The sequence below is a fragment of the Rhizobium grahamii CCGE 502 genome (assembly GCF_000298315.2).
Lineage (GTDB): Bacteria > Pseudomonadota > Alphaproteobacteria > Rhizobiales > Rhizobiaceae > Rhizobium > Rhizobium grahamii.
Genome location: NZ_AEYE02000035.1, coordinates 360,553 through 381,588, shown reverse-complemented (window position 1 = coordinate 381,588; position 21,036 = coordinate 360,553). Strand labels below are relative to the sequence as shown.

Annotated in this window: 21 protein-coding genes, 1 pseudogene and 1 riboswitch; of the genes and pseudogenes, 10 read left to right on the top strand and 12 right to left on the bottom strand. The window is 57.3% G+C overall.

From position 1 onward, the window contains the following. Positions 1–471: 471 nt before the first annotated feature. Positions 472–669, bottom strand: a complete 198-nt coding sequence (locus RGCCGE502_RS29175; protein WP_019280358.1) for a hypothetical protein — start codon at positions 667–669, stop codon at positions 472–474. 545 nt (positions 670–1,214) lie between these two features. Between RGCCGE502_RS29175 and RGCCGE502_RS29170 the strand changes: the two genes are divergently transcribed. Further along, the gene (locus RGCCGE502_RS29170; RefSeq protein ID WP_016557823.1) at positions 1,215–1,583 is read left to right on the top strand and encodes an MreC domain-containing protein; all 369 of its coding nucleotides are present in this window, start codon (positions 1,215–1,217) and stop codon (positions 1,581–1,583) included. Between the two features lie 215 nt (positions 1,584–1,798). Here RGCCGE502_RS29170 and RGCCGE502_RS34755 read toward each other — a convergent pair whose 3' ends face one another. Beyond that, complete coding sequence (locus RGCCGE502_RS34755; RefSeq protein WP_016557822.1) at positions 1,799–2,293, bottom strand: PTS sugar transporter subunit IIA; 495 nt, start codon at positions 2,291–2,293, stop codon at positions 1,799–1,801. A 577-nt stretch (positions 2,294–2,870) separates the two neighbouring features. On the opposite strand from RGCCGE502_RS34755, the gene rnk reads away from it, so the two are divergent. Beyond that, complete coding sequence (gene rnk / locus RGCCGE502_RS29160; RefSeq protein ID WP_016557821.1) at positions 2,871–3,269, top strand: nucleoside diphosphate kinase regulator; 399 nt, start codon at positions 2,871–2,873, stop codon at positions 3,267–3,269. Between the two features lie 198 nt (positions 3,270–3,467). Further along, a pseudogene (locus RGCCGE502_RS35865) lies at positions 3,468–3,560 on the top strand (integrase catalytic region); the annotation flags it as partial. A 732-nt stretch (positions 3,561–4,292) separates the two neighbouring features. Here RGCCGE502_RS35865 and RGCCGE502_RS29145 read toward each other — a convergent pair. Further along, complete coding sequence (locus tag RGCCGE502_RS29145; protein WP_040675932.1) at positions 4,293–5,315, bottom strand: LacI family DNA-binding transcriptional regulator; 1,023 nt, start codon at positions 5,313–5,315, stop codon at positions 4,293–4,295. A 212-nt stretch (positions 5,316–5,527) separates the two neighbouring features. Here RGCCGE502_RS29145 and RGCCGE502_RS29140 point away from each other — a divergent pair, with 212 nt between their 5' ends. The 4 genes from RGCCGE502_RS29140 (at position 5,528) to RGCCGE502_RS29125 (ending at position 10,254) form a co-directional block, all read left to right on the top strand. Further along, positions 5,528–6,667: a sugar ABC transporter substrate-binding protein gene (locus RGCCGE502_RS29140; RefSeq protein ID WP_016557817.1), complete on the top strand. Its 1,140-nt coding sequence runs from the start codon at positions 5,528–5,530 to the stop codon at positions 6,665–6,667. A 79-nt stretch (positions 6,668–6,746) separates the two neighbouring features. Continuing rightward, complete coding sequence (locus tag RGCCGE502_RS29135; RefSeq protein ID WP_016557816.1) at positions 6,747–8,285, top strand: sugar ABC transporter ATP-binding protein; 1,539 nt, start codon at positions 6,747–6,749, stop codon at positions 8,283–8,285. A gap of 62 nt (positions 8,286–8,347) precedes the next feature. Next, positions 8,348–9,274, top strand: coding sequence for an ABC transporter permease (locus tag RGCCGE502_RS29130; protein WP_051158745.1), 927 nt, complete (start codon positions 8,348–8,350; stop codon positions 9,272–9,274). Continuing rightward, positions 9,271–10,254 carry an ABC transporter permease gene (locus RGCCGE502_RS29125; RefSeq protein WP_016557814.1) on the top strand — a complete coding sequence of 328 codons (984 nt, stop codon included), beginning with the start codon at positions 9,271–9,273 and terminating at the stop codon, positions 10,252–10,254. The genes RGCCGE502_RS29130 and RGCCGE502_RS29125 overlap by 4 nt, the downstream gene beginning before the upstream one ends. A 33-nt stretch (positions 10,255–10,287) precedes the next feature. Here RGCCGE502_RS29125 and bioZ read toward each other — a convergent pair whose 3' ends face one another. From bioZ to RGCCGE502_RS38345, 7 genes are all read right to left on the bottom strand, one after another. Next, positions 10,288–11,283, bottom strand: a complete 996-nt coding sequence (gene bioZ, locus RGCCGE502_RS29120) for a 3-oxopimeloyl-[acyl-carrier-protein] synthase BioZ (protein WP_040675844.1) — start codon at positions 11,281–11,283, stop codon at positions 10,288–10,290. After that, positions 11,280–12,548, bottom strand: coding sequence for an adenosylmethionine--8-amino-7-oxononanoate transaminase (locus RGCCGE502_RS29115; protein WP_016557812.1), 1,269 nt, complete (start codon positions 12,546–12,548; stop codon positions 11,280–11,282). Before RGCCGE502_RS29115 ends, bioZ begins: the two co-directional genes overlap by 4 nt. Next, a complete protein-coding gene (gene bioD, locus RGCCGE502_RS29110; RefSeq protein ID WP_016557811.1) occupies positions 12,545–13,183 on the bottom strand; it encodes a dethiobiotin synthase in 639 nt (212 codons plus the stop codon). The genes RGCCGE502_RS29115 and bioD overlap by 4 nt, the downstream gene beginning before the upstream one ends. Next, on the bottom strand, positions 13,180–14,325 hold the full coding sequence (locus tag RGCCGE502_RS29105; RefSeq protein ID WP_040675842.1) for an 8-amino-7-oxononanoate synthase: 1,146 nt from the start codon (positions 14,323–14,325) through the stop codon (positions 13,180–13,182). Before RGCCGE502_RS29105 ends, bioD begins: the two co-directional genes overlap by 4 nt. Continuing rightward, positions 14,322–15,296 carry a biotin synthase BioB gene (gene bioB / locus RGCCGE502_RS29100; protein ID WP_016557809.1) on the bottom strand — a complete coding sequence of 325 codons (975 nt, stop codon included), beginning with the start codon at positions 15,294–15,296 and terminating at the stop codon, positions 14,322–14,324. Before bioB ends, RGCCGE502_RS29105 begins: the two co-directional genes overlap by 4 nt. A 193-nt stretch (positions 15,297–15,489) precedes the next feature. Continuing rightward, positions 15,490–16,113 carry a GntR family transcriptional regulator gene (locus tag RGCCGE502_RS29095; protein WP_016557808.1) on the bottom strand — a complete coding sequence of 208 codons (624 nt, stop codon included), beginning with the start codon at positions 16,111–16,113 and terminating at the stop codon, positions 15,490–15,492. Positions 16,114–16,228: 115 nt separating this feature from the next. After that, entirely contained in the window at positions 16,229–16,435 is a 207-nt protein-coding gene (locus RGCCGE502_RS38345; RefSeq protein ID WP_244441813.1) for a helix-turn-helix domain-containing protein, read from the bottom strand. 363 nt (positions 16,436–16,798) lie between these two features. Beyond that, a riboswitch (TPP riboswitch) is annotated at positions 16,799–16,894 on the top strand. A 54-nt stretch (positions 16,895–16,948) separates the two neighbouring features. Here RGCCGE502_RS38345 and thiM point away from each other — a divergent pair. Genes thiM through thiD form a run of 3 tightly spaced genes read left to right on the top strand, consistent with a single transcriptional unit; the run spans position 16,949 to position 19,202 of the window. Beyond that, positions 16,949–17,752: a hydroxyethylthiazole kinase gene (gene thiM, locus RGCCGE502_RS29085; RefSeq protein WP_016557806.1), complete on the top strand. Its 804-nt coding sequence runs from the start codon at positions 16,949–16,951 to the stop codon at positions 17,750–17,752. After that, positions 17,749–18,384, top strand: a complete 636-nt coding sequence (thiE, locus tag RGCCGE502_RS29080) for a thiamine phosphate synthase (protein WP_016557805.1) — start codon at positions 17,749–17,751, stop codon at positions 18,382–18,384. Before thiM ends, thiE begins: the two co-directional genes overlap by 4 nt. Continuing rightward, entirely contained in the window at positions 18,381–19,202 is an 822-nt protein-coding gene (gene thiD / locus RGCCGE502_RS29075; protein ID WP_016557804.1) for a bifunctional hydroxymethylpyrimidine kinase/phosphomethylpyrimidine kinase, read from the top strand. Before thiE ends, thiD begins: the two co-directional genes overlap by 4 nt. A 20-nt stretch (positions 19,203–19,222) precedes the next feature. Here thiD and RGCCGE502_RS29070 read toward each other — a convergent pair whose 3' ends face one another. Together RGCCGE502_RS29070 and RGCCGE502_RS29065 are read right to left on the bottom strand one after the other, a co-directional pair. After that, the gene (locus RGCCGE502_RS29070; RefSeq protein WP_016557803.1) at positions 19,223–20,071 is read right to left on the bottom strand and encodes a carbohydrate ABC transporter permease; all 849 of its coding nucleotides are present in this window, start codon (positions 20,069–20,071) and stop codon (positions 19,223–19,225) included. Then, on the bottom strand, positions 20,064–21,002 hold the full coding sequence (locus RGCCGE502_RS29065) for a carbohydrate ABC transporter permease (RefSeq protein ID WP_016557802.1): 939 nt from the start codon (positions 21,000–21,002) through the stop codon (positions 20,064–20,066). Before RGCCGE502_RS29065 ends, RGCCGE502_RS29070 begins: the two co-directional genes overlap by 8 nt. Positions 21,003–21,036 lie beyond the last annotated feature (34 nt).

Below are 21,036 nucleotides of genomic sequence, written 5' to 3'. Positions count from 1 at the left end.
GTAGCCGGGTGCCGTAAGAAAAAACGAGGTGCATGATGCGCGTGCCGGGGAGGCCAACGTAGCCCCCGATCAAAGCCGCCGCCATTCCATCCACAGAGCGACAACCGCGATTGTAAAGCTCAATGGCGGGATCACAAAGTACTGACGACGCCCGATCGTCCCGGTCAACATCATGGACGCTCTCCGGAAGAGCGTCGAGGCGGATCTTAAAAGCCGGAAGGCGAGGTAGCTATCGACCTGACCCAGACGAAGGTGGCCCGTGGGTCAGTGGGATAGCGCACGACTTAATCGCAGATGATGGCCACGAGGTTGAGGCTACGTCGCAGATGCCCGACGAAAGCGCGGCGAGAAGGAAAATCGGAACTGCCTAGTCATACCTGGCAATGTTAAGGATCCAAGCTTTTACTGAAGAGCCGTCCAAAGACGAAGATGCATTTTGCCAAGCTCGTCATTTCCCCTACGCTCATGCGCTCAGACTGGCTCGCGATTTAGGATTCTAAGCGTCCGTATCTGATCCGCCAACGCTAAAAGCGCCTTCGCGACAGTTTCGTCGGACATGGCTTCCACATTACGCGCGATCTCCCCGATCACACGCTCAACAGTGCCATCGAAAGCCACAATCTTGCCGTTCTTCACCAACAGGCCTTTAAGTGAACCGGAGGCTCGCATACCTCGCTCCAGCAACTGTCGTCGTTCGCTAACCGGAAGCATAGGAAGACGGTTGGCCGCGCGGACGAACTCAATGATGAGGCTCGTGGTCACTGTCAAAGCGGGCAGACCTGCTTTCGGAGGAACACGGAGGGATCAAAAAAAGTTTGCCCAAGCAAAAGCGTACACCTAATTCACATTGTAATTCCCGTTTCTCGAAGACCTATCTTGTGCACGAGGTCGAAATTGGCAAGTACGGAAAAGCTATTATCGGGATGTCGAGCCTTCCGAAACGCACCGACCAATTTGTCAAAATTTTCCCAAAGCTATCTACCGACGTGTAACGGGAATGCCGTTCAGGCTTCTTCCCTATATTCGTTACGTCAATCATGTCGGCTATCGCGATGGAGGATTGGCGTAGCACGATCATCAGTATGAGCAAGACAAGCGGATTAAATACTCGTAGAACGAAAGATAGATCCCGGCGTAAAGCCGCCCCCGCTCTCGAGGATTCGCCGCATCCGCAGTGCGACCGCAACACAATATTCGAACATTAGGAGACCAAAATGGCCGACGAGATTCCATCAGAAGACGCGACTACCGCGGCTGCTGTGACACCACCGATCGAAACAAAGAAGAAGCGCGCTCCTCGCCGGACAAAAGCGGAGATGGAGGCTGCTGCTGCAAGCAAAAAGACTGGACGTGGAGCACGCACCGAGAACGCAACTGGCAATGGGGCCCGCAGAACAGCCAGCCGGAAATCACCGGCGAACTCGGCCAACGCTTATGTGCGTAACTCTTTGTCTCCGGATGCGGACGATGGTTTTGACGATTTGATCGAGTTGGAAGCCGAAAACCAGAAGCTTCGCAAGGAACTTGCTCAGAAGCTTCGTGTGGAGAACGCCAACCTCCGGTCCAAACTCGGTTTGCGTTGATTCCTGCCTAATTCAGCTGTGATAGATAGCACGCTGCCGTCGGGGCCATTCTCGGCGGCAGTGGCGTCGTCACTTCGGTTCACGAGGGCATTCATTTGCCGGTGCTATGAACGCCATCGCCCGTTAAGGACATTTCTCGTTACTATAATGGTCATTTGCCAACGTGGCGGATCTGCGGCCGGGTAGGGCCAGAGCCGCCGCGCTTCCACGAGCGCTCATAAGTAGGAAAGGGGATTGGCGTAGTTTTTGGTTATTTCGCGATCTGAAGAAACAGACAGCGCGAGCGCTGCTTCTTCGACACTTTGAGCTGCCGCAAGTGCCTCACGGAGCTTCGGATCACGTAGACGCCTCATTAACCCGGCCAACGATGGAAGGTAGCTGTTTTCGTGCGAAGTAGGCCATAGCAACGCGAGCAGGACGGATACGGGTTCGCTGTCGGGAGCGTCGAACCAGATGGGGTGTTTCAATATCGCTAGGCATTTGGCAGGTTCGGCTATGTCAGTCAACAAAGCATGCGGAACGGCGACACCGCCTCCGATGGCCGTCGACCCCATGCGCTCTCGGCCAAGAAGCGCTGATGATATGGTTTGTGTGGGAACTCGAACTTCGCGCGAAAGCACGGTCGCCAGATGATGGAGCGCGGACGCACGATCGCCTCCGGGAAGATTGATGACAATTTCTTCTGGGATGATGTCGAGACAGACAGCCATAACGCCTCTTCGCCGGGTATCCGGTCACACAGGATGAAACAGGGACATACCCCCGGACGACACGACCTTCGCGCGCCCGGGCTAGACTCCCGTTTTGAGCTTCTTAGGCTCCCTGTGAGTAGAGGCTGCTATCATGCTTGTGATGTAAGCCTTTCTTTTTGCCGATCAAGTGATAGAGGCTCCGGCCACATTCGGCCGCTGACATTCCGGTTGCGCGCCTAATGTGTCGCTCGGCAAGCGAAGAGGGAAGCGGTCCGAGTGCACCATTGCACCAGTGCACCGTCATGAACCAACAAACAGTGTCAACGAGATAGACTTAATGCGTCGCGGGTGGAGTGTGCGCCATATGTGCCGGTCTTTGCTCCTTGACACCGCATCTCTTCATAGAGATGCTAGTGGAATGTCGAAATCGCAGCGCCGTTCACTTTGTCGTATTTGTCCTATCGCAGGACAGTAGCCCGCTCCCGGCCGCCGTCGCGCCCCGGGTGACGGGGCCACGGCTTTTATGCTTTTGCGCGACTTCAAGATTTACCAATATTGGACGCGGTGCGTGAAGCCGTGGATATGGAGTACGTGCATGAACAGGAACACACCGACTTCGAGCAAACCCGTGATCGCTATTAGAGAAGCCGACTACGGTAGATTGACTGCCTTGGCCCAGGTTACCATTGACAAGGATTTGGCCGTCGGAGACGAATTGATGGCGGAATTGGAGAGAGCGACCGTTATCGTGGGCGAAGTGGCCGCGTGCCGGACAATCCAGATGGGATCGACTACGACATATAAGACCGGAACGAGCGAGCCGCGTACGGTCACGCTAGTCTATCCAGGCGAGGCCGATATAGAGGCGAACCGAATCTCCGTCCTCACCCCGATTGGTGTCGCATTGCTCGGACTGTCGAAAGGGCAGTCAATTAGCTGGATCGCTCGCGATGGAACAACGCACACTCTGAAAGTTGTTTCCGTTGGGAAATAACGCCAAAGCTGGCGGATGCGTGTTCCGCCCCAGCAAAGTCTATCTCACCGATGCCAGGCTCTCGGACTCCCATGTATTGTGTCGCTTGGCCAATAGTTCCATAAGATAGATTATGCCACATTTTTGTAGCCGGGGTGGGTTCAAGGATGTGCGACTTGCGAATGATACCAATGGGTTGTCACTCGCAAGGAAGACGCAATGAAACGCACCTACTCCCATATTGATTTGAATGAACGGCGCAAGATTGCGCGCTGGCGGCTGTCTGGACTGAGTGTTGAGATGATTGCCGAGAACCGGCGAATGCCGCCGGAGGCGATCTCGAACGTCGGCAGACGACCATCGGATGTAGCGCAGCTTGTCGCCCATGCCGGAGTGGACGGTCACTTGGGTCGCGAGGTCGCTTGCGGCATCGAGGCCGGCGCCCTTACCCGCTCCTGGTGCATGCTCGGAGGGGACGACCACTAGAAAGACTGACGAGACCTCCCCTCTCCCGGAAAAGATTTTAGGTACGGTATTTGTTTCCTGCATTTCTCACTCTCCATGCCCTTAAAGACAAATTGTGCTATCGCTTGGTCTGTTAGGTAGGAGGACACCAGCATGCTCGGTCGGAGAGACTTTACATACGAAGAATGGAGCTGCCTCTTGCATCTCTATCGGCACGAAAAAGCCGATGTCCCGAACGATCGTGTCCGCAGATTCAAAGAAGCGGGCGTCACTGAGGCAAACGGAGCTAGTCTCAGCCCAGCAGGTAAGCAACTGGTCGAGCGCGAGCTTCTTCTGGAGCGAAGGAACCGGCTCCAGCGATGACCTGACCACAATCACTTCCAGCAGAGAGCGCTGCCATATGGAGTGCTTATATCTGCTTGCCGACCCGTGCCTTTTATCGGTCAATCGTGGCAGCAAGAATGAGCCCGCGCGCCTCCATGGTGGGGTGAAGATTTGCCGATCGATGCCTTCAAGACGGTTTCAGCGGATCACTCTTCCTCGGCCGCCGGCGCCGGCGCGCTTCGCCGTCTCGATCAGTCATATCCCGTCCGCGGCAACAGCGGTGCTTTCGCGTACGACCAAGGAAAATCCCATGTCGATTTGCTGGATCTCGACGTTCCTGTTCGATCCGTCAAGAGCTGCAAGTACCTTGTCGGCCGCAAGCATCCCAGTTTCGTAGCGTCTCGTGGCGACGGAAGAAAGCGAGGGGGCCGCACAGGCTGCAAACTCGAGGTCGTGAAAGCCTATGATGGAAATGTCGTGCGGCACGCGAATGCCCCGTTTCCTGCACTCCTGCATAGCGCCGAGCGCCAAATTGTCGTCGGTACAGAAGATCGCCTCGGGCAGGTCGCCCCGCAAATACATTTCGGCGAAAAGATCTGACCCAAGTGCCACCGAACTGTGACGTGCCATTCGACTATTGAGCTCCAAGCTCTTGAACCCTGACGCTTGCATCGCCGTATGATAGCCGTCAAACCTGGATTGGGCACGATGGTCAAGATTGCCAGTCATGAAGGCAATGCGTTGAAAGCCGCGGGTAATGAGATGATATGTTGCAGTTTGCCCTGCAAGTTCCTGTGACATTCCGATGTTGAGGTTAATGGGATCATCCGACAGTTCAAAGGTTTCAACAACCGGAAGGTGGGCCTGTTTAAGGAGTTGACGCGACAACGGAGTGTGGTGAATACCAGCGATGATCACGGCCTCTACCCGCTGGCCGAGCAAAGCCTTTATCGCATTCTCCTCTTCGACTTCCGAGTACCGGCTGTTAACGACGATAACCTGAAACCCTGCCGGAACGAGTACCTCATGGAGAGCCAAAAGATACTCGGCAAAAATGACATTATAGAGTGTTGGCACGATGACGCCGACGGTGTGCGTACGGGAGGATGCCAGTCTGCTCGCTGCCAGGTTCGGCACGTAACCTAGCTTCTCAATGGCTTCGTTCACGCGCAGTCGTAATGCCTCTGATACAGAACCGGGTTGTCGCAGTACCCGTGATACTGTTATCGGGCTGACGCCTGCCAAGGTAGCAACGTGGTCCAAGGTTATTCTACGCATGCACGCATGATCCAAGTAAATCCTTTGCATCGCCTTAGGACCCGTAGACTAGATGAATATTCCGCAAATGACAGCGCTATCAATTTAATTTGACAGCGCTGTCATGTGTGTTAATTTTTTGCCGTTCCGCAAAGGATTGGAGGGAGACCTTTCGGACCAAGCATGCCAATGAAAATATTGGAGGGCGACTTGGTCGCCGGAGGAGGACAGCCATGCTTAGAAACGCGAAAGCGAAATCTGCCTGCCTTGCAGCAGTTTCTGTTCCCTTGTTTACCTTGTTATGCAGTGCAGCTTATGCAGAACCGAAGGTCGTAGCCGGACCGGCGGCAGATCCCGGCTGCATGACGCCATGGGCTTCCGACACGCAGTTCCTGCAGTACCCGAAAAAAGAAGGTCCGTACCGGATCGCTTTGGCCAACGGTTACATAGCCAATACGTGGCGCATCCAGATGGTCCAGACGGCAAAAGCCTACGCAGCTCAACCAGACGTGAAGGCAAAGCTGAAGGAATTCAAAGTCGTCTCAACTGGTGAGGACGTCCCAGCGCAGATTTCCGCGATCAACAATTTCATCGATGCCGGTTACGATGCGATTGTCGTTAACGCGCAGAATCCGACTGCTTTCGGACCCGTGATCAAGCGCGCCAAAGAGGCCGGTGTTGTCCTTGTAGCGTTCGACAATACGCTGGATACCAAGGATGCGATCAACGTCAATGTCGATCAGAAAGGTCTCGGCGTCACTTGGGCGGAGTGGCTTGTCAAACACCTGCCTAAGGGGGGTAAAATCTTAGAGGTTAGGGGCGTTGCAGGAACGTCGGTCGATACCGACCGCCACAACGGTATCAAGGAGACGCTGGCTGCGTCGGGAAAGAAATTTGATGTGACAGAAGTCGTCGGCAAATGGGACGACGGGGTCGCGCAGAAGGCGACTGCTGACGCGATCGCCACGAATGGTCCGTTCGACGGCATCACTGCGCAAGGCGGAGATACCGGTGTGGTTCAGGCGATGATCGACGCAAAGCATCCCTACGTACCGTTCGGCGGCGAGACAGAGAATGGCTTCCGCAAACTCTGCGCGGCACACGCGGGTGATGGATTGGTATGCTCATCTGCGGGAACCGGTCCGGCCCAGGTGGCCGTCGCCATCAAAACTGCTATAGCCGCGCTCGAGGGTCAAGTGGTTCCCCAGGCGGTCAAGCTTCCAACGGCACTTGTTTCGCACCCGGATTTCAAGAAGGATCAGGATTACTACCCTGAGCAGTCTGACAATTTCTTCGTCGGTAACTCCTTCCCAACCTGCGGCATCAACTTCACGGCACAGGAAATCATGGGACAGACTAAGGAAAACCAATAGCCACGATATCCCCATTACTGACTGTGGGCGTTGTGCGCCCACAGTCTGAATTTACTGCACCCGATGGGAGGTGGAGTGCGTGATCTTGCCAGACCCACTGTTTCGAATGGACAGTATATCGAAGCGATACGGCGGCGTTATCGCACTCAAGGACGCAACTATTGCCATCCGACCGGCAGCGATTCACGCTGTGCTCGGCGAGAACGGAGCCGGAAAATCCACTCTTATCAAAATCATGGCTGGTGTAACTGCGCCTGATGAAGGAAGGATGGTTCTGGAGGGAAAGGATGTTTCCTTCTCATCGCCTGCGGTGGCGAATAACTTAGGGATCGTGTCGGTCTTTCAGGAGCTGTCGCTTATTCCCGACCTTTCCGTTGCCGACAATATCGTGATCAGCAAACCACCGCGGCGCTTGGGAATGATCGACAGGCGCGCTCAGAGGCTGATCGCGGAAGAGGCGTTGGCCCGTGCCGGTGCTTCCGACATCCACCCGTTGTCGCTCGTCAGGGATCTGCCACTTTCGCGTCGACAGATGGTTGAGATTGCAAAGGCTCTTGCCCGCAAGCCGAGACTTATGATCCTCGACGAGGCAACATCTGCACTCACTAAATCCGATGTCGAAAAGGTATTCAGCGTCCTGAAGCGGTTGCGTTCGGAGGGGCTCGCACTAGTCTACATTTCCCATCGGATGCATGAAATCGCTGAACTTGCGGATGACTGCACCGTATTTCGGAACGGGCGCAGCATAGAATCTTATCGAGCCGGCACGAAGACGGACCAGCAGGTTGTCGAACTGATGATCGGGCGTGAATACAAGAGTGTATTTCCGGCCAAACCTGGCCCTCAGACCAAACAGGCACCTGTCCTCTCATGCCGGGGTCTGTCATGGGGCGAGCGCCTTGTCGATATCACCTTCGATGCAAGTCCCGGCGAAATTATCGGCGTTGGTGGACTGGACGGACAAGGCCAGCGGGAGCTCTTGCTAGCGATGTTCGGCGTCCTTCGCGATGTCAGGGGCGATCTGCTAATCGGCGGACGCAGCGTGCACTTGAGCAGCCCCAAGGAAGCCAAATCCGCCCCGACGTCGATTGCACTGGTTCCCGAGGACCGAAAGACCGAGGGGCTGATGCTTCCAATGACGGTGCGCGAAAATATCTCGATCGCCGCACTCGGCAATGTTTCGCGTAGCGGGATAATTGACCGCAGCGCGGAGGCCGCGAGCATCGACGAACTTTTGAAACTACTTGCTATTAAAGCCGCTACCATCGACATGCCAGTCAGCAGTCTGTCCGGTGGAAACCAGCAGAAGGTTGTTATCGCAAAATGGCTGATGAACCGACCCCACATCATCTTGCTTAACGACCCGACACGCGGCATCGACGTTGGCACGAAGCAGGAGATCTACCAGCTCCTGAGAAAGCTTGCAGATGGCGGGGCGGCAATCATCTTCTATTCCACCGACTACGACGAACTTGTCGGTTGCTGCGATCGCGTTCTCGTCATGTACGATGGGACAATTATTCGCACGCTTGAGGGCGACGAAATCAATGAACGCGAGCTGGTCGGCAGCGCTCTGAATATCACCGCCGATGCTGTGGCACAGAGGACAATAAAGTGACGGTATCTCACGGGGAATGGCGCTTCTGGTACGACCTGCACAAGGGAACCTTGCTCGCCGCCATGCTCTTTGTTGGAATGTTCGTGATCTATGCCTCGAACCATCCAGCGGGCTTTACGCCCAATGTGATCCAGACGGCATCCAATAAAGCGACCTTGCTCGCATTTGTCGCGATGGCGCAGTGCCTCGTCGTCATCACCGCCGGCATCGACCTTTCTGCCGGAATGGTCCTCGTGCTGTGTAATTGCCTCGCTTCCTGGCTGGTAGTGGGCACGCCTCTTCAGACTGGCCTTGGCATCGTCGCCGTTTTGGTTACCGGGCTTGCCTGTGGTGCCCTGAACGGGGTGATCATCATCTTCGGCCGACTACAACCGATCGTCACGACCATCGCAACAAGCGCGATATTCTTCGGGTTGGCGTTGCTGCTGCGTCCGACGCCCGGTGGATCCGTAAACGAAACCCTTGCAGATGCGTTCACCTCGAAGCTTTTCGGGGTGCTGCCTACGAGCCTTGTTGTACTTGCTGCCACCATCCTGCTGGTATGGCTTCCCTTCAGCCGCTCCGTCTATGGGCGGGCTGCCTATGCTGCGGGGTCCGCTGAAAGTGCGGCCTTTATGTCAGGGATGCCGCTAAAGCGAGCAAAGCTGTCCGCCTATTCACTTGCAGGGCTCCTATCTGCCATCGGTGGCCTATACCTCACGTTCTTTTCGTACACGGGGGAAGCAGCCTATGCGAGTGGTAATGCCTACACGCTTTACTCGATTGCTGCAGTTGTTCTCGGAGGAGTATCGCTCGCTGGCGGCAAGGGAAGTGCTATCGGAGCAGTGTTTGGAGCGCTGGCTTTCCGCACCATCGGCGACCTGCTTTTCGTCTTCGATCTCGATCCCCTCTGGCAGCCCCTGTTTCAAGGGTTGGTATTGATGCTGGCAATAAGTGTTGGAGCGATCGGACTGGCGCGGGTGCGAAACAGACTGGACTGGTTCCAATGAGCGAGGGCGCGTCAAGCATGCGTCGATCAATCGTTCCTATGCGGCTCCGAGGTAAAGACCCAGCGGTTCTGATCGCCTTCGCTTGCATTCTTCTCCTCCTGCTTTGCGGGTCTCTGTACTCTTCCAACTTCTTCTCGCCGGCGTACCTGTTGCAGCAGCTGAAAGTGGCGTCCTTTCTTGGAGTGATAGCGACGGGCATGATGATGGTCATCCTGCTTGGGCAAATCGATCTTTCGGTTCCCTGGACTGTCACTGCCGGTGCGATGATGGCGTGCGCCGCGACAGCCTACGGAACGAGTGGTTCGTTATTTGCGGTTCCCTTCGGAATTGCCTGCGGCGCGGCAGTCGGGCTCCTGAATGGCTTTGCCGTCGCCTATTTGCGGATACCCTCGATGATCGTCACGCTTGCGACGAACGCAGTCGTCCAAGGGCTGATGGTTGTCTATACCGGCGGCTTTTCACCGCAGGATTCCGCATCCGCGGCAATGCGGTTTTTAGCAACCGGCTATATAATTCCGTCTGTCCCAAATGGCGTCTTAGTGTGGCTTGTCGTCGGCATCGTCACAGTCCTTCTGTTGACCAGAACTACCTACGGCCGCTCGCTCTACGCCATCGGCAATCGGGAGCGGGCTGCCTATCTATCTGGGATAGACACGCGACAAGTCACCCTACTGGCCTTTGTTGCCTCAGGGGCCCTTAGTGCACTAGGTGGTGTATTATTGGCTGGATATGCGTCAAAGGCCTCTCAGTCGATGGGCGACGCATATCTGCTGCCGGCGATCGCGGCCGTCGTCCTCGGCGGGACCCATGTTCTCGGAGGAAGGGGATCGTACTTAGGAACCGTCGCTGGCGTCATCCTGATTACGCTCTTGCAGTCCATTCTCTCTGTCATGCAGATTGAGGAAGCCGGGCGCCAGTTAATTTATGGAGTGGTTATAGTAGCGATGTTGCTGCTCTACGGCCGCCAAAAACGTGAGTGACAAAAAATCAATGATGCGATCTCTTCCTTGCCCTCACGGACTATGGACCATTACGCAGGCACCGCCAATCATCCCCGCGCCGGCAGCGGCAAGAAGCAAGCGTTCACCGGGAATAAATGGTTTGGTCGCATGCGCGACTGACAAGGACAGCGGAATAGTCGCAGCGGATGAATTGCCGAAGGCCTCGAGGGTCCGCGCGGTCTTTGAGGGATCGATGCCAAGATCGCTACAAACGACATCGAAGATCCGGGCGTTTGCCTGATGGGGTACGAACCGGTCAAGCTCCGACGCGCTTAGATCAGCCCTTGCGAGTGCGTCTCGTGAGCAACGCGTCATGACGGCGACTGCACGCGAGAAAACCTCTCTCCCGTCTTTCATCGACATAAGAAATTCCTCGCCGGCTATGTCACCCTTAAACGGGCGATTGCTCCCGCCAGCCGGAATGGTGATCAGGTCATAGCCACTGCCGTCGGATGCGAGTTCGACCGCCCTCAGTCCAGCGTCGGGCTCGCTAGACGGCGAAAGCACGACAGCGCCGGCAGCATCGGCGAACAGGACGGCGCTGGCGCGCTCGTTAGGATTGATGCGGCGGGAAAGAATATTGGCGGCCACCACCAGGACGGAACGACCATGTACGCGCGCGAAGGCGTCTGCCAGGGTTAGCGCGTAGAGAAAGCCCGAGCACGCGCCGGCGAGATCGATCGCGCCGGATCGCGTGAGCCCCAGATGGTGCGCGAGCAGCGGCGCCGACGGCGGAAGCAGGTGATCTGGCGTCGACGTTGCGAGCAGGGTCAAGGCGATATCGTCCCGTGCGACACCTGAATTATCCAGGGCCATCCGGCCAGCTTCCGCTGCAAGCGCACTGAGTGTCTCGCCATCGCTTGCCCAATAGCGGCTGCGTATGCCAGTCCGGCGTTCTATCCACCCCGGCTCGAGGCCCAACGTCCTCTCGATTTCGGTGTTGTCGACGCGCCTGCCGGGAACTGCATGCCCGAACCCGGCCATGCGCGAGGAAGGTGCTGGTCTCATCGTGGTCTCCCGAGAATGATAGAGGCAACCTCGTCGATCGCGTCGTAGGCATGGCTGAGTTCTGGCATGCTGATGCAGTAAGGCGGCATAAGGTAAATGACGTTGCCGAGAGGACGAATGAGCAACCCACGTTCGCGAAAAAGCCGCCGCATGCGCGGACCGACATCTGCCAGATAGCCACTGGCGGTCACATTCAAGTCGAGCGCAACGATCGTCCCAATCCGTCTCACACCGGAAAACCGGTCGTCATCCTCAAACCTTGGCAAGTGCTGACCGTGGAGATTTCCCAAAGCCTGTATGCGCGCGCTCACGCCTTCGTGTTTCCACACTTCGAGGTTTGCGACACCGGCGGCGCAGGCAATGGGGTTAGCCGTATAGGAACTCGAATGGAAGAATGTCTTTCGCCGATCCGTGGAAAGATGTGCGTCGTATATATCAGACGTGCAGAGGGTTGCCGCCAGCGGCAAGGCGCCGCCTGTCAATCCCTTGGAGGTGCACAATATATCAGGCGAAACATCTGCGTGCTCGCAGGCGAACATGGTTCCGGTGCGCCCCCAACCTGTCATTACCTCGTCGGCGATGACCAAGCACCCATAATAGTTAGCGATTGCTCTGACGGACTTGAGAACGTCGGGGGCGTAGGTCTTCATGCCGCCTGCCCCCAGAACCAGCGGCTCGAGCAAGATGGCCGCGATGTGGCCGGTTCTGCAAAAAGCCTCTAAAGCGTCGAGCGTATGCTGCTCGAGACCTGGTTCAGGAAAGGGTATCTGGTCCACACCGTAGAGCAACGGCGCGTATGCAGCGTTGAAGACACCGCGCTCGCCTGCGGACATGGTACCAATAGTGTCCCCGTGGTAGCCGTGCTCCATCACGACAATGCGATCGCGTCTTTCGTCCCTGTTGTGGAAGTAGCCGAGCGCCATCTTCAAAGCGACTTCCACCGACGTCGAACCGCTGTCGGAAAAGAAAACATGCCGCAAACCGGGAGGCACAGCAGCAATCAAACCTTCCGCCAAACGTTCTGCCGGCTCGTGCGAATACTCGGCGAAGATGATCTGGTCGTAGGCTTCGGTTGCGGCGCGGATTGCCTGCATGATGACAGGATGCCGATGGCCGTGGGTGATCACCCACCATGACGAGATGGCATCGAGAATTCGATTGCCGTCTTCATCGACGAGATAGGCCCCTTCGGTCGAGACAATGCGCTTCATGCGAGGCTCCAGCGCATGCTGGGTGAACGGATGCCAGATGATCGAGGGCGTCATGGCCGGGCGCCTGCAAATGCGGTGAGATCAAAATTGTCGTGGAACACCCTCCTCAAGCGCGTTGCGGTCAGGCTACGGAGTAGCGGCAACCGCCCGAGTGATCGAACGCCGCCCAATGTGCTGATGATGCTCTCGGTTTCCAGGTTCTCATCACCAATAAAGGCGACGCCAAGGATCGGGATCGCACGATGGCGCATGGCTTCGATGGACAATAGCGTGTGATTGATTGTGCCAAGCGTCGTTCGCGTGCAGAGAATGACGGGGATCTGCCACTCGGCGAAGACATCGGCAAACACCGTTCTTTCAGAGAGCGGGACTAAGAGTCCCCCTGCCCCTTCTATTACGAGAGGCCCGTCGACATTGGGTGGTACAAGCCTTCGCGGATCGATTGAGGTCCCGTCAATTCGGGATGAGAGATGCGGTGAAGCTGGCGTTGAGAGTTTGTAGGCCTCAGCGACGATGCGCTCGGAAGGCGCGTCGGCCAGTCGGCACACTGTTTGCGAGTCCGTTCCGTCATCGAGGCCGGACTGCACCGGCTTCCAGTAGTAGCTGCCCAAAGCGTTCGTAAGGGCGGCAGCGAAAACGGTCTTGCCGACCCCAGTATCGGTGCCGGTGATGACAAAGGTTTCGGTCATAACGAATGTTCCTGCATTATCTCTGAGAGCCGTGCGAACATCGCTGCAATCTTCTGTTCATCGACATTCAGCGTGATTGAGATCCGCAATCGAGCCGTACCCTCGGGAACAGTAGGTGGCCGGATCGCGCGGATGTCGAACCCTTCAGCCTGCATCTTGCGGGCAATGGAGACGGCTCGACCATTGTCACCAATTGCGACCGGGATGATCTGCGAGCCGCTAGGTATCGTTGCCAGCCGCGATTGCAGTTGTGCGCCGGCATAGGTCGTGAGTCTCTCCAATCGGGTCATCCTCGCCGGCTCATCAGCCAGGATACGGAGCGCCTCACGTACTCCTGCGGCCATCAGCGGCGACGGTGCTGTTGAGTAGATAAAGTTTCGCGCGCGGTTGACGAGATAGTTCACCAGGGTCTTCGGGGCGCCCAGCAGCGCCCCGCTGGTGCCGAGCGCCTTGCCGCAGGTATGCAGCGTCAGGAGATTACTCCTAACCCCAAGATCGCCGGCGAGGCCCCGACCTTCTGCGCCAATGACACCGGTCGCGTGCGCTTCATCGATGACAAGGAAACCGTCATGTCGCTGGGCAAGTTCGGCCAATTCAAGGAGCGGCGCTTTATCACCATCCATGGAATAGAGGCTTTCGACGCCAATCCACGGAACCCCCTTCCCTCCCTTGTCGCGCCAGTCACGGATTGCCTGCTCGAAGGCACCGGCGTCATTGTGCGGTACGGCGCTTGTCATTGCCTTGCTGGCTGAAATTCCTTCCAGTGCACTCGCATGGATGAGGGCGTCGTAGACGATCAGGTCGTCGCGCTGTGGAAGGGTGGAGAAGATCGCGGTATTGGCGGCATAACCGCTGGCAAAATACAACGCCTTCTCCGCTCCGAAGAACCGTGCTGCTTCCGCCTCCAGTAACTCGTGCTCGATGTGGTTGCCGCGTAGCAACCGCGAACCGCCGGCGCCCACGGGCACACCTCGATCAACCGCTGCCGTAATCGCCCCCTTCAGCCGAGCAGAGTTGGCGAACCCCAGATAGTCGTTCGAGGCAAAGTCGATGCCCGTTCCGGCGGCTACGGAGCGAAAGCGAGACCTTCGTTCCAACCCTGCCATGGTCTTCTCATAACGGGCTAGCGCGGGCGCGCTCAAGGGTGACGCTCCAATGCCATCGGTTCCAAACCGAGGCGTTGAAACAACATGGCATCCTTGTCTTCGCCGGGATTGTCCGCCGTCAGCAGCGTCTCGCCCACGAAGATCGAATTGGCTCCGGCAAAGAAGCAGAGCGCCTGCATCTCGTCACTCATTTCTGTGCGCCCCGCCGATAAGCGGACATGTGACTTCGGCATCAGGATGCGGGCAAGGGCAATGGTCCGCACGAAATCGATCGGATCGACCGGTGCGGCATTTGCAAGCTTCGATCCGGGAATTGGGATCAGCATGTTTATTGGCACGCTCTCCGGCTGCTCGGGAAGATTGGCCAACGTGACCAGCATGGAAATCCGGTCAGCTGTTGTCTCTCCCATTCCGAGAATACCGCCCGCACAGACCTTGATACCAGCCCCTCGCACATTGGCGAGGGTTTCAAGTCGATTTTCAAAAACACGGGTGGTGATAATCTCCGGATAGAAACGTTCGGAGGTATCGATGTTATGATTGTAATAGTCGAGACCGGCATCTGCGAGGCGCTCAGACTGATCAGGCGTGAGCATGCCGAGTGTCATGCAGGTCTCCATGCCAAGCGCCCGGACGCCCTGAACCATCGCGACAAGCGTGTCCATGTCGCGGTCCTTCGGGCCACGCCACGCCGCACCCATGCAGTAGCGGGTAGCACCGCCGTCGCGAGCTTGGCGCGCCTCTGCAAGCACCCGCTCGACCTCCATCAGTTTGGAAGCCTTAAGGCCGGTCGGGTAGTGGGCCGATTGGCTGCAATAGCCGCAGTCCTCGGCGCATCCCCCGGTCTTGATCGACAGAAGCCGGCTCATCTGAATTGCGTTTGGGTCAAACCCCTCGCGGTGAACCTGCTGTGCGCGGAAAAGAAGATCGTTGAAAGGCAAATTATAGATAACCTTAGCTTCCGCGTAACTTGTCCTAACCGTGACAGCCCCGTCCACCTGCTTCATGCGATGCTCCTCGTCGGCATTGATAGATAGAATCTATTATTATCTATAAAAATAGACGCGACGCAGATGCGCAACAAACCACTCGGAGAATTTCGCCGGTGGAATCAATCTTGGCGGGAATTGAGAGGCATGCGGTTGAGCTGCCGACGCAACGACAGCGGGTTCCCACGCCGGACCGCAAGAAAATCGATAATCAGCGCTGAACGGGCTTTATCCGTTGCACATGTCGCTCAAGCACGACAGTGGCCTGACTGACCTCACCTTTTCGAAGATGGTCGAGAATTAGATGGTGATCGAAGTCGAGCCGCGGAACCCATTCCGCTCCGTAGGTTGCAAACGCATATCGCGAACCTACCATCTGGAGATCATCGATTGTTGCCAGCAATCGGGGCATTTTGCATGGAGCGAGCAACAGGTGATGGAAGCGCCGATTTGCCTCATCCCAGGTCCGTGCGTCACGCGCGGTATCACCGGCTATCATCGCCGACATCGCCTCGTCCATGATGGATGCAGTCAAATTCGGCGCGGCTTGGCGTAATGCCAACCCCTCCAGCACCGAACGCATGAGAGCGGCTTCTTCTACCGCAGCCCTTGAAAAGCTGGCAACGCGGACCCCCCGGCGGCTCTCGCTGATAGCAAGCCCTTGAGCCTCGAGTCGGCGGAATGCTTCTCGCACTGGTACGTGACTGGTATCAAATTCGTCGGCAATGTGGTCCTGCCTCAGCTTGCTACCAGGCTCAAGTGCACCTGTGATGATCCGGTCCGCGAGAACGCGGCAGATGCGATTGGCAATTGTGTCCTCGGTGGCAGCAGTCATTATTTATAGATAAAAGCTGCTGGACGCGCTGTCGAGCGTGCTAGCTGTTGACTCACTGAAATTAACAATGCTCTGATTGCCCGAGCACACGCCGTAGGAGGCTGACGGCTCGTTCTCAGCTTCTCGGCTCCATGTGGGGCTGCCAACGTGGCTTCACGTCCGATCGCTGCGACAACGTCATTAGCCCGGCGCGAAACCTCTTCCATACGGCCATGAAGCCCCTTGCCTCGATTTCCATCATCGGATTGTGGGGTGATAGTTGAGCGATTTCTTTTCTGCTCTTTCCGGCCGCCGACCAGGACAGGCATTCAACTTCACGCATAGAAAGGCTAGCCGAGTGGCGACGAGGCGGCTTGCCACAGAATAGTTGGACGGCGCGGACAGACCGATGATGTAACAGACCGATCTCCCCGGCTGTGAACGTTCGCGTCCCTCTTACCCCGTCGGCGACCATATATTGGGGTCTTTCCTATGTCGTGAAGCCGATGCCTGACAGACAATGTTGACCAGCTCGACTGTCAATCGATCTGGGCGCGTTATCCCGGATTTGTGCTGGCTTCGATTAGCGTGTGGGACACTGCGTGCACACCTGCCCGACCAAGCCTTTGCCCAAACTCTCTCATACGTCGGGTTGGTATGTGCATTTAAGGGATGACAGCCCCCTCCTTCTCTGCGAAAAGCATGGAGTGAAAGACAGGGGCGCCGACCTTCTGGTGGCTGAGAAGTACCCTTTGAACCTGAACCGGATAATGCCGGCGGAGGGAGTCGCTCGGGATTGTTAGCTTCTCGCATTGGTCCCCCGCGCCTTCCTTCCCCCGATAGAAAGGCGAACCCTATGCTGCTTCAAATACCACCAAGTACATTCCTGAAAGAACTGCGCGAGCAGATCCCGCTCGTCCATTGTATCACCAACTACGTTGCCATGGATATCGCTGCCAACGTGCTTCTGGCAGTCGGCGCATCTCCTGCCATGGTGCATGCAGAGGAGGAGGCTGGAGAGTTTGCGAAACTTGCCGGGGCGATCACGATCAACATAGGAACGCTATCATCAGGGTGGCTGCGCGGCATGGAGGCCGCGGCAATTGCAGCGACGCAATCTGGGAAACCATGGGTTCTCGATCCCGTCGCCCACTATGCAACGGCATTCCGCCGTGACGCCACAGAACTCCTTCTGAAACTTGGTCCCACTATCATCCGCGGCAACGCCTCCGAAATTATAGCCCTTGCCGGAGGTGCTTTCCGGGGTAAAGGCGTCGACACCGGAGACGATGTTGAGCATGCCAAACACTCTGCGCGGCTGCTTGCAGATAGGCACGGCGCGGTCGTAGCGGTAACAGGCGCCGTTGATTTTATTACCGACGGGAAACGGGCGTTTCGCATCGAAGGTGGCTCGGTGTTGATGCCGCGGGTGACGGCGCTCGGTTGCTCGTTGACCTGTCTTGTGGGAGCGTTTGCGGCAGTGCGACCCGGCGCACCATTCGAAGCCACGGTTGCGGCCGTTGCCACTTTTGCTGTTGCCGGTGAGCTGGCGGCCGACAAGTCTGAGGGCCCGGGATCTTTTTCGTGGCGGTTCCTAGACGCGTTGGGCGCTATTGACGGGCCTTGCCTCGATCACCGTGCAAGGGTTACGACCGCATGAAACATCTCGATCTTTCTCTCTACCTCGTCATCGATCCCGACCTTTGTGCCTCTTTCGGCATGGTGGAGACTGCGCGCGCAGCTGTTGCAGGTGGTGCGACCGTGGTTCAGTTGCGTCACAAGCGAGCCAATACCTCCCGAATGATCGAAACCGGTCGCGCGCTGAAGATGGCCTTGTCGGGCACAGGTGCGCTATTGATCATCAATGATGACGTCGAGGCCGCGCTCGCGGTCGGAGCGGACGGAGTCCACGTTGGGCAGGAAGATTTGGACGTGTGTATGGCCCGCGCCCGCCTTGGGCCCGACATGGTCCTTGGCCTTTCCGTGGAAACGCAGGCCCTGGCACGGGCGGTTGACCCCGTTGTCGTGGATTATGCCGGAGTCGGCCCGGTGTTTGCGACGCCGACAAAAGCGGACCACAAGCAGCCGATCGGCTTTGATGGCCTTGCCTGCCTGATCGCGGTTTGCCCCGTTCCCGCGATCGCGATTGGTGGGCTGAAGACTGACCATGTCTGTGATGTATTTGCTGCTGGAGCCAAGGGTATCGCGGTCGTGTCGGCAATCTGCGGATCCGCTGATCCTGAAGCCGCCAGCCGTCAGTTAGCCTCCAACATCAGAAAGGTACGCTCATGATCCGCAATGTTCTCTCCATTGCCGGTTCAGATCCATCGGGTGGCGCGGGAATCCAGGCCGACCTCAAGACATTCTCCGCACGCGGTGTCTATGGGATGGCGGTGTTGACTGCGCTGACAGCGCAGAACACCCAAGGGGTCTTCGGGGTACATCTGGTCCCCGCTGCATTCGTTGCCGATCAAATCAGAGCCGTGTTCGCTGACGTGCGTGTCGACGCTGTCAAGATTGGTATGATTGCCAACGCAGAAATCGCCAATGCCGTGGCCGATGTCATCGAAGAGCAAGGGCAGATACCGATGATCCTGGATCCGGTCATGGTGGCGAAGGGCGGGGCGGCCCTCCTCGACAAGTCCGCCATTGAGGTCATAACGCGACGCTTGTTGCCGCTCGCGGTACTACTGACGCCGAACCTGCCGGAAGCTGCTGCACTGCTTCGCGAAGATGTAGCGCAGTCGCGGGAGGAAATGGCGGATCAGGCAATCCGCCTTCGGGCAATTGGTCCAAAAGCTGTCCTGGTCAAGGGTGGTCATCTTGTTGGTGAGGACAGCCCGGACGTCCTGGTGTCGGCTGCGGGACTGACTTGGTTCGAAGCGAGCAGGATTGCGACCGCGAACACACATGGCACCGGCTGCACGCTCTCGAGCGCGCTGGCTGCAGAACTCGCAAAGGGTACTGCGTTGCCCACCGCGGTTGCGGATGCAAAGCTTTACCTTGCGCGGGCTATCGAACACTCGGTAATGTTGAGTGTAGGCTCGGGACACGGACCGGTTCAACACTTTCATGAATTATGGCCTTTGGCTGGGGGACATGTGGATTGACACTCAACTGCTCGGCGCGGTCAGGACTTGACCGCACCCGCCGTCAGTCCGGCAATGATGTGCTTCTGGGCAAGGAAGAAGACGACGATCGTCGGCATGATCGTCAACGTGATGAAGGCGAGTACCAGCTGCCAGGCCGTGCCGAACTCGCCGCGATAGACCATGATTCCCAGCGGCCAGGGATACATTGCCTCGGAGTTCAGCATGATCAGCGGTAGAATATAGCTGTTCCAACTGCCGACGAAGGAGATGATGCTCACCGTCGCAATGATTGGCCGCGAGAGGGGCAGCGAAATGTGCCAGAAGAAGCGGATGTAGCCGCACCCGTCGACGATAGCCGCCTGGAACAATTCTTCCGGAAGGTTGCGAAAATAGTTCCGGAACAGGAGGATGCTCATGCCAAGGCCGAAGGAGACCTGTGGCAAGACCACACCCCAGTAGGAATTCAGCAAGCCGAGGTCACGGATTCGGATGAACAGAGGCAGGATCGCGGTCGCAGCCGGGAACATCAGGCCGATCAGGAAATAATTGAGCAGGAAGCCGGCGCCGAAGAACTTTACATGCGCGAAGGTGAAGGCGGCCATGGCGGAGACCGAGACCGTAAGGCAGACCGTTAGCGTTGCAATGATCAGCGAATTCATCATCTGCCGCCAGTAGCGATCCCCAAAGAGAATGTCGGTGTAGTTCTCCGGGTGCCATGCGACGGGCAATCCAAAGGGGTTGGTGCGCAGGTCACCGAGGTCCTTGAAGCCACCAAGTGCCGTCGTCAGCAGGGGCACGAGCACGATCGCGGCGATGATCGTCAGCGAGACGTAGAGGTAGATCTTCGTGCCGGTCGCAATCCGGGCGGTAGAAGCCATATCAGTCATTGCGCATGAATATCCGTTTGTAGCCGAAGGCGAGCGTCACGCAGATGACGAAGAGTACGACGCCCACGGCGCTGCCAAGGCCGACCTGCATACGCGTGACGCCAAAGTTGAACAGGAAGGTGACCATGGTCTGTGTCGCATTGAACGGTCCACCACCGGTCAGCGGCATGATGAGATCGAAGAGTTGCAGCGAACCGACAACGGCGAAGAAGACGGACAGGCGGACAGTCGAGCCGAGAAGCGGCAGCGTGATATAGCGAAACCGCTGCCAGCCACTGGCGCCGTCGATTTCAGCAGCCTCAAGCACGCTCTTGTCGAGCGACTGCAGCCCGGCAATGAACAGCATCATATGGAAGCCAAAATACTTCCAGACGACTACGGCCAGAACCGCATAAATTGCCAGGTCCTTGTCGGCAAGGACATAGGGCGTCTCGACACCCAGAAGGTGAGCTGCCGAGGCAAACAAGCCGTAGTCGCCGTCGTAGACGAAACGCCAGATGAGGCCGGCCGCGACCTCGGCCAGGACGTAGGGCAGGAAGAATATCAAACGGAAGAGGACCACGCCGGCAATGCGGTGCGCCAGCATCGTCGCCAACCAGATGGCAAGCGGAATCTGGATCAGGATTGAAATGACGATGATCAGAGCATTGTTTTTCAGCGCCGTCAGGAAGGCGCTGTTCTTGAACAGAACCTCGAAATTCCGCAGGCCGACAAACTGCGTCGGCAAACCGTAGCCATCCCACTTGTAGAGGCTGTACCACGCCGCCTCGCCCATCGGCAGGATGACGAAGATCGTGAACAGGAGTAGTGCTGGCGGCAGAAACAGAAGCAGGACAGGCAGGCGCCGCGCGAGGCTGGGATCCTTGCTGCGCGCTGACAGTCTCGCAGTCGGGCGCTGACGGATGACGCTCGTCGCGGTGATGGTCGTCATGGAGGCCGATCCTCTTGTCTTGATTGAAGGCGGC

Coding starts and splice junctions, on each gene's coding strand:
- RGCCGE502_RS29175 (WP_019280358.1), bottom strand. CDS start 669: ATGCGAGCCTCCGGTTCACTTAAAGGCCTGTTGGTGAAGAACGGCAAG.
- RGCCGE502_RS29170 (WP_016557823.1), top strand. CDS start 1,215: ATGGCCGACGAGATTCCATCAGAAGACGCGACTACCGCGGCTGCTGTG.
- RGCCGE502_RS34755 (WP_016557822.1), bottom strand. CDS start 2,293: ATGGCTGTCTGTCTCGACATCATCCCAGAAGAAATTGTCATCAATCTT.
- rnk (WP_016557821.1), top strand. CDS start 2,871: ATGAACAGGAACACACCGACTTCGAGCAAACCCGTGATCGCTATTAGA.
- RGCCGE502_RS29145 (WP_040675932.1), bottom strand. CDS start 5,315: ATGCGTAGAATAACCTTGGACCACGTTGCTACCTTGGCAGGCGTCAGC.
- RGCCGE502_RS29140 (WP_016557817.1), top strand. CDS start 5,528: ATGCTTAGAAACGCGAAAGCGAAATCTGCCTGCCTTGCAGCAGTTTCT.
- RGCCGE502_RS29130 (WP_051158745.1), top strand. CDS start 8,348: ATGCTCTTTGTTGGAATGTTCGTGATCTATGCCTCGAACCATCCAGCG.
- RGCCGE502_RS29125 (WP_016557814.1), top strand. CDS start 9,271: ATGAGCGAGGGCGCGTCAAGCATGCGTCGATCAATCGTTCCTATGCGG.
- bioZ (WP_040675844.1), bottom strand. CDS start 11,283: ATGAGACCAGCACCTTCCTCGCGCATGGCCGGGTTCGGGCATGCAGTT.
- RGCCGE502_RS29115 (WP_016557812.1), bottom strand. CDS start 12,548: ATGACGCCCTCGATCATCTGGCATCCGTTCACCCAGCATGCGCTGGAG.
- bioD (WP_016557811.1), bottom strand. CDS start 13,183: ATGACCGAAACCTTTGTCATCACCGGCACCGATACTGGGGTCGGCAAG.
- bioB (WP_016557809.1), bottom strand. CDS start 15,296: ATGAAGCAGGTGGACGGGGCTGTCACGGTTAGGACAAGTTACGCGGAA.
- RGCCGE502_RS29095 (WP_016557808.1), bottom strand. CDS start 16,113: ATGACTGCTGCCACCGAGGACACAATTGCCAATCGCATCTGCCGCGTT.
- RGCCGE502_RS38345 (WP_244441813.1), bottom strand. CDS start 16,435: ATGCGTGAAGTTGAATGCCTGTCCTGGTCGGCGGCCGGAAAGAGCAGA.
- thiM (WP_016557806.1), top strand. CDS start 16,949: ATGCTGCTTCAAATACCACCAAGTACATTCCTGAAAGAACTGCGCGAG.
- thiE (WP_016557805.1), top strand. CDS start 17,749: ATGAAACATCTCGATCTTTCTCTCTACCTCGTCATCGATCCCGACCTT.
- thiD (WP_016557804.1), top strand. CDS start 18,381: ATGATCCGCAATGTTCTCTCCATTGCCGGTTCAGATCCATCGGGTGGC.
- RGCCGE502_RS29070 (WP_016557803.1), bottom strand. CDS start 20,071: ATGACTGATATGGCTTCTACCGCCCGGATTGCGACCGGCACGAAGATC.
- RGCCGE502_RS29065 (WP_016557802.1), bottom strand. CDS start 21,002: ATGACGACCATCACCGCGACGAGCGTCATCCGTCAGCGCCCGACTGCG.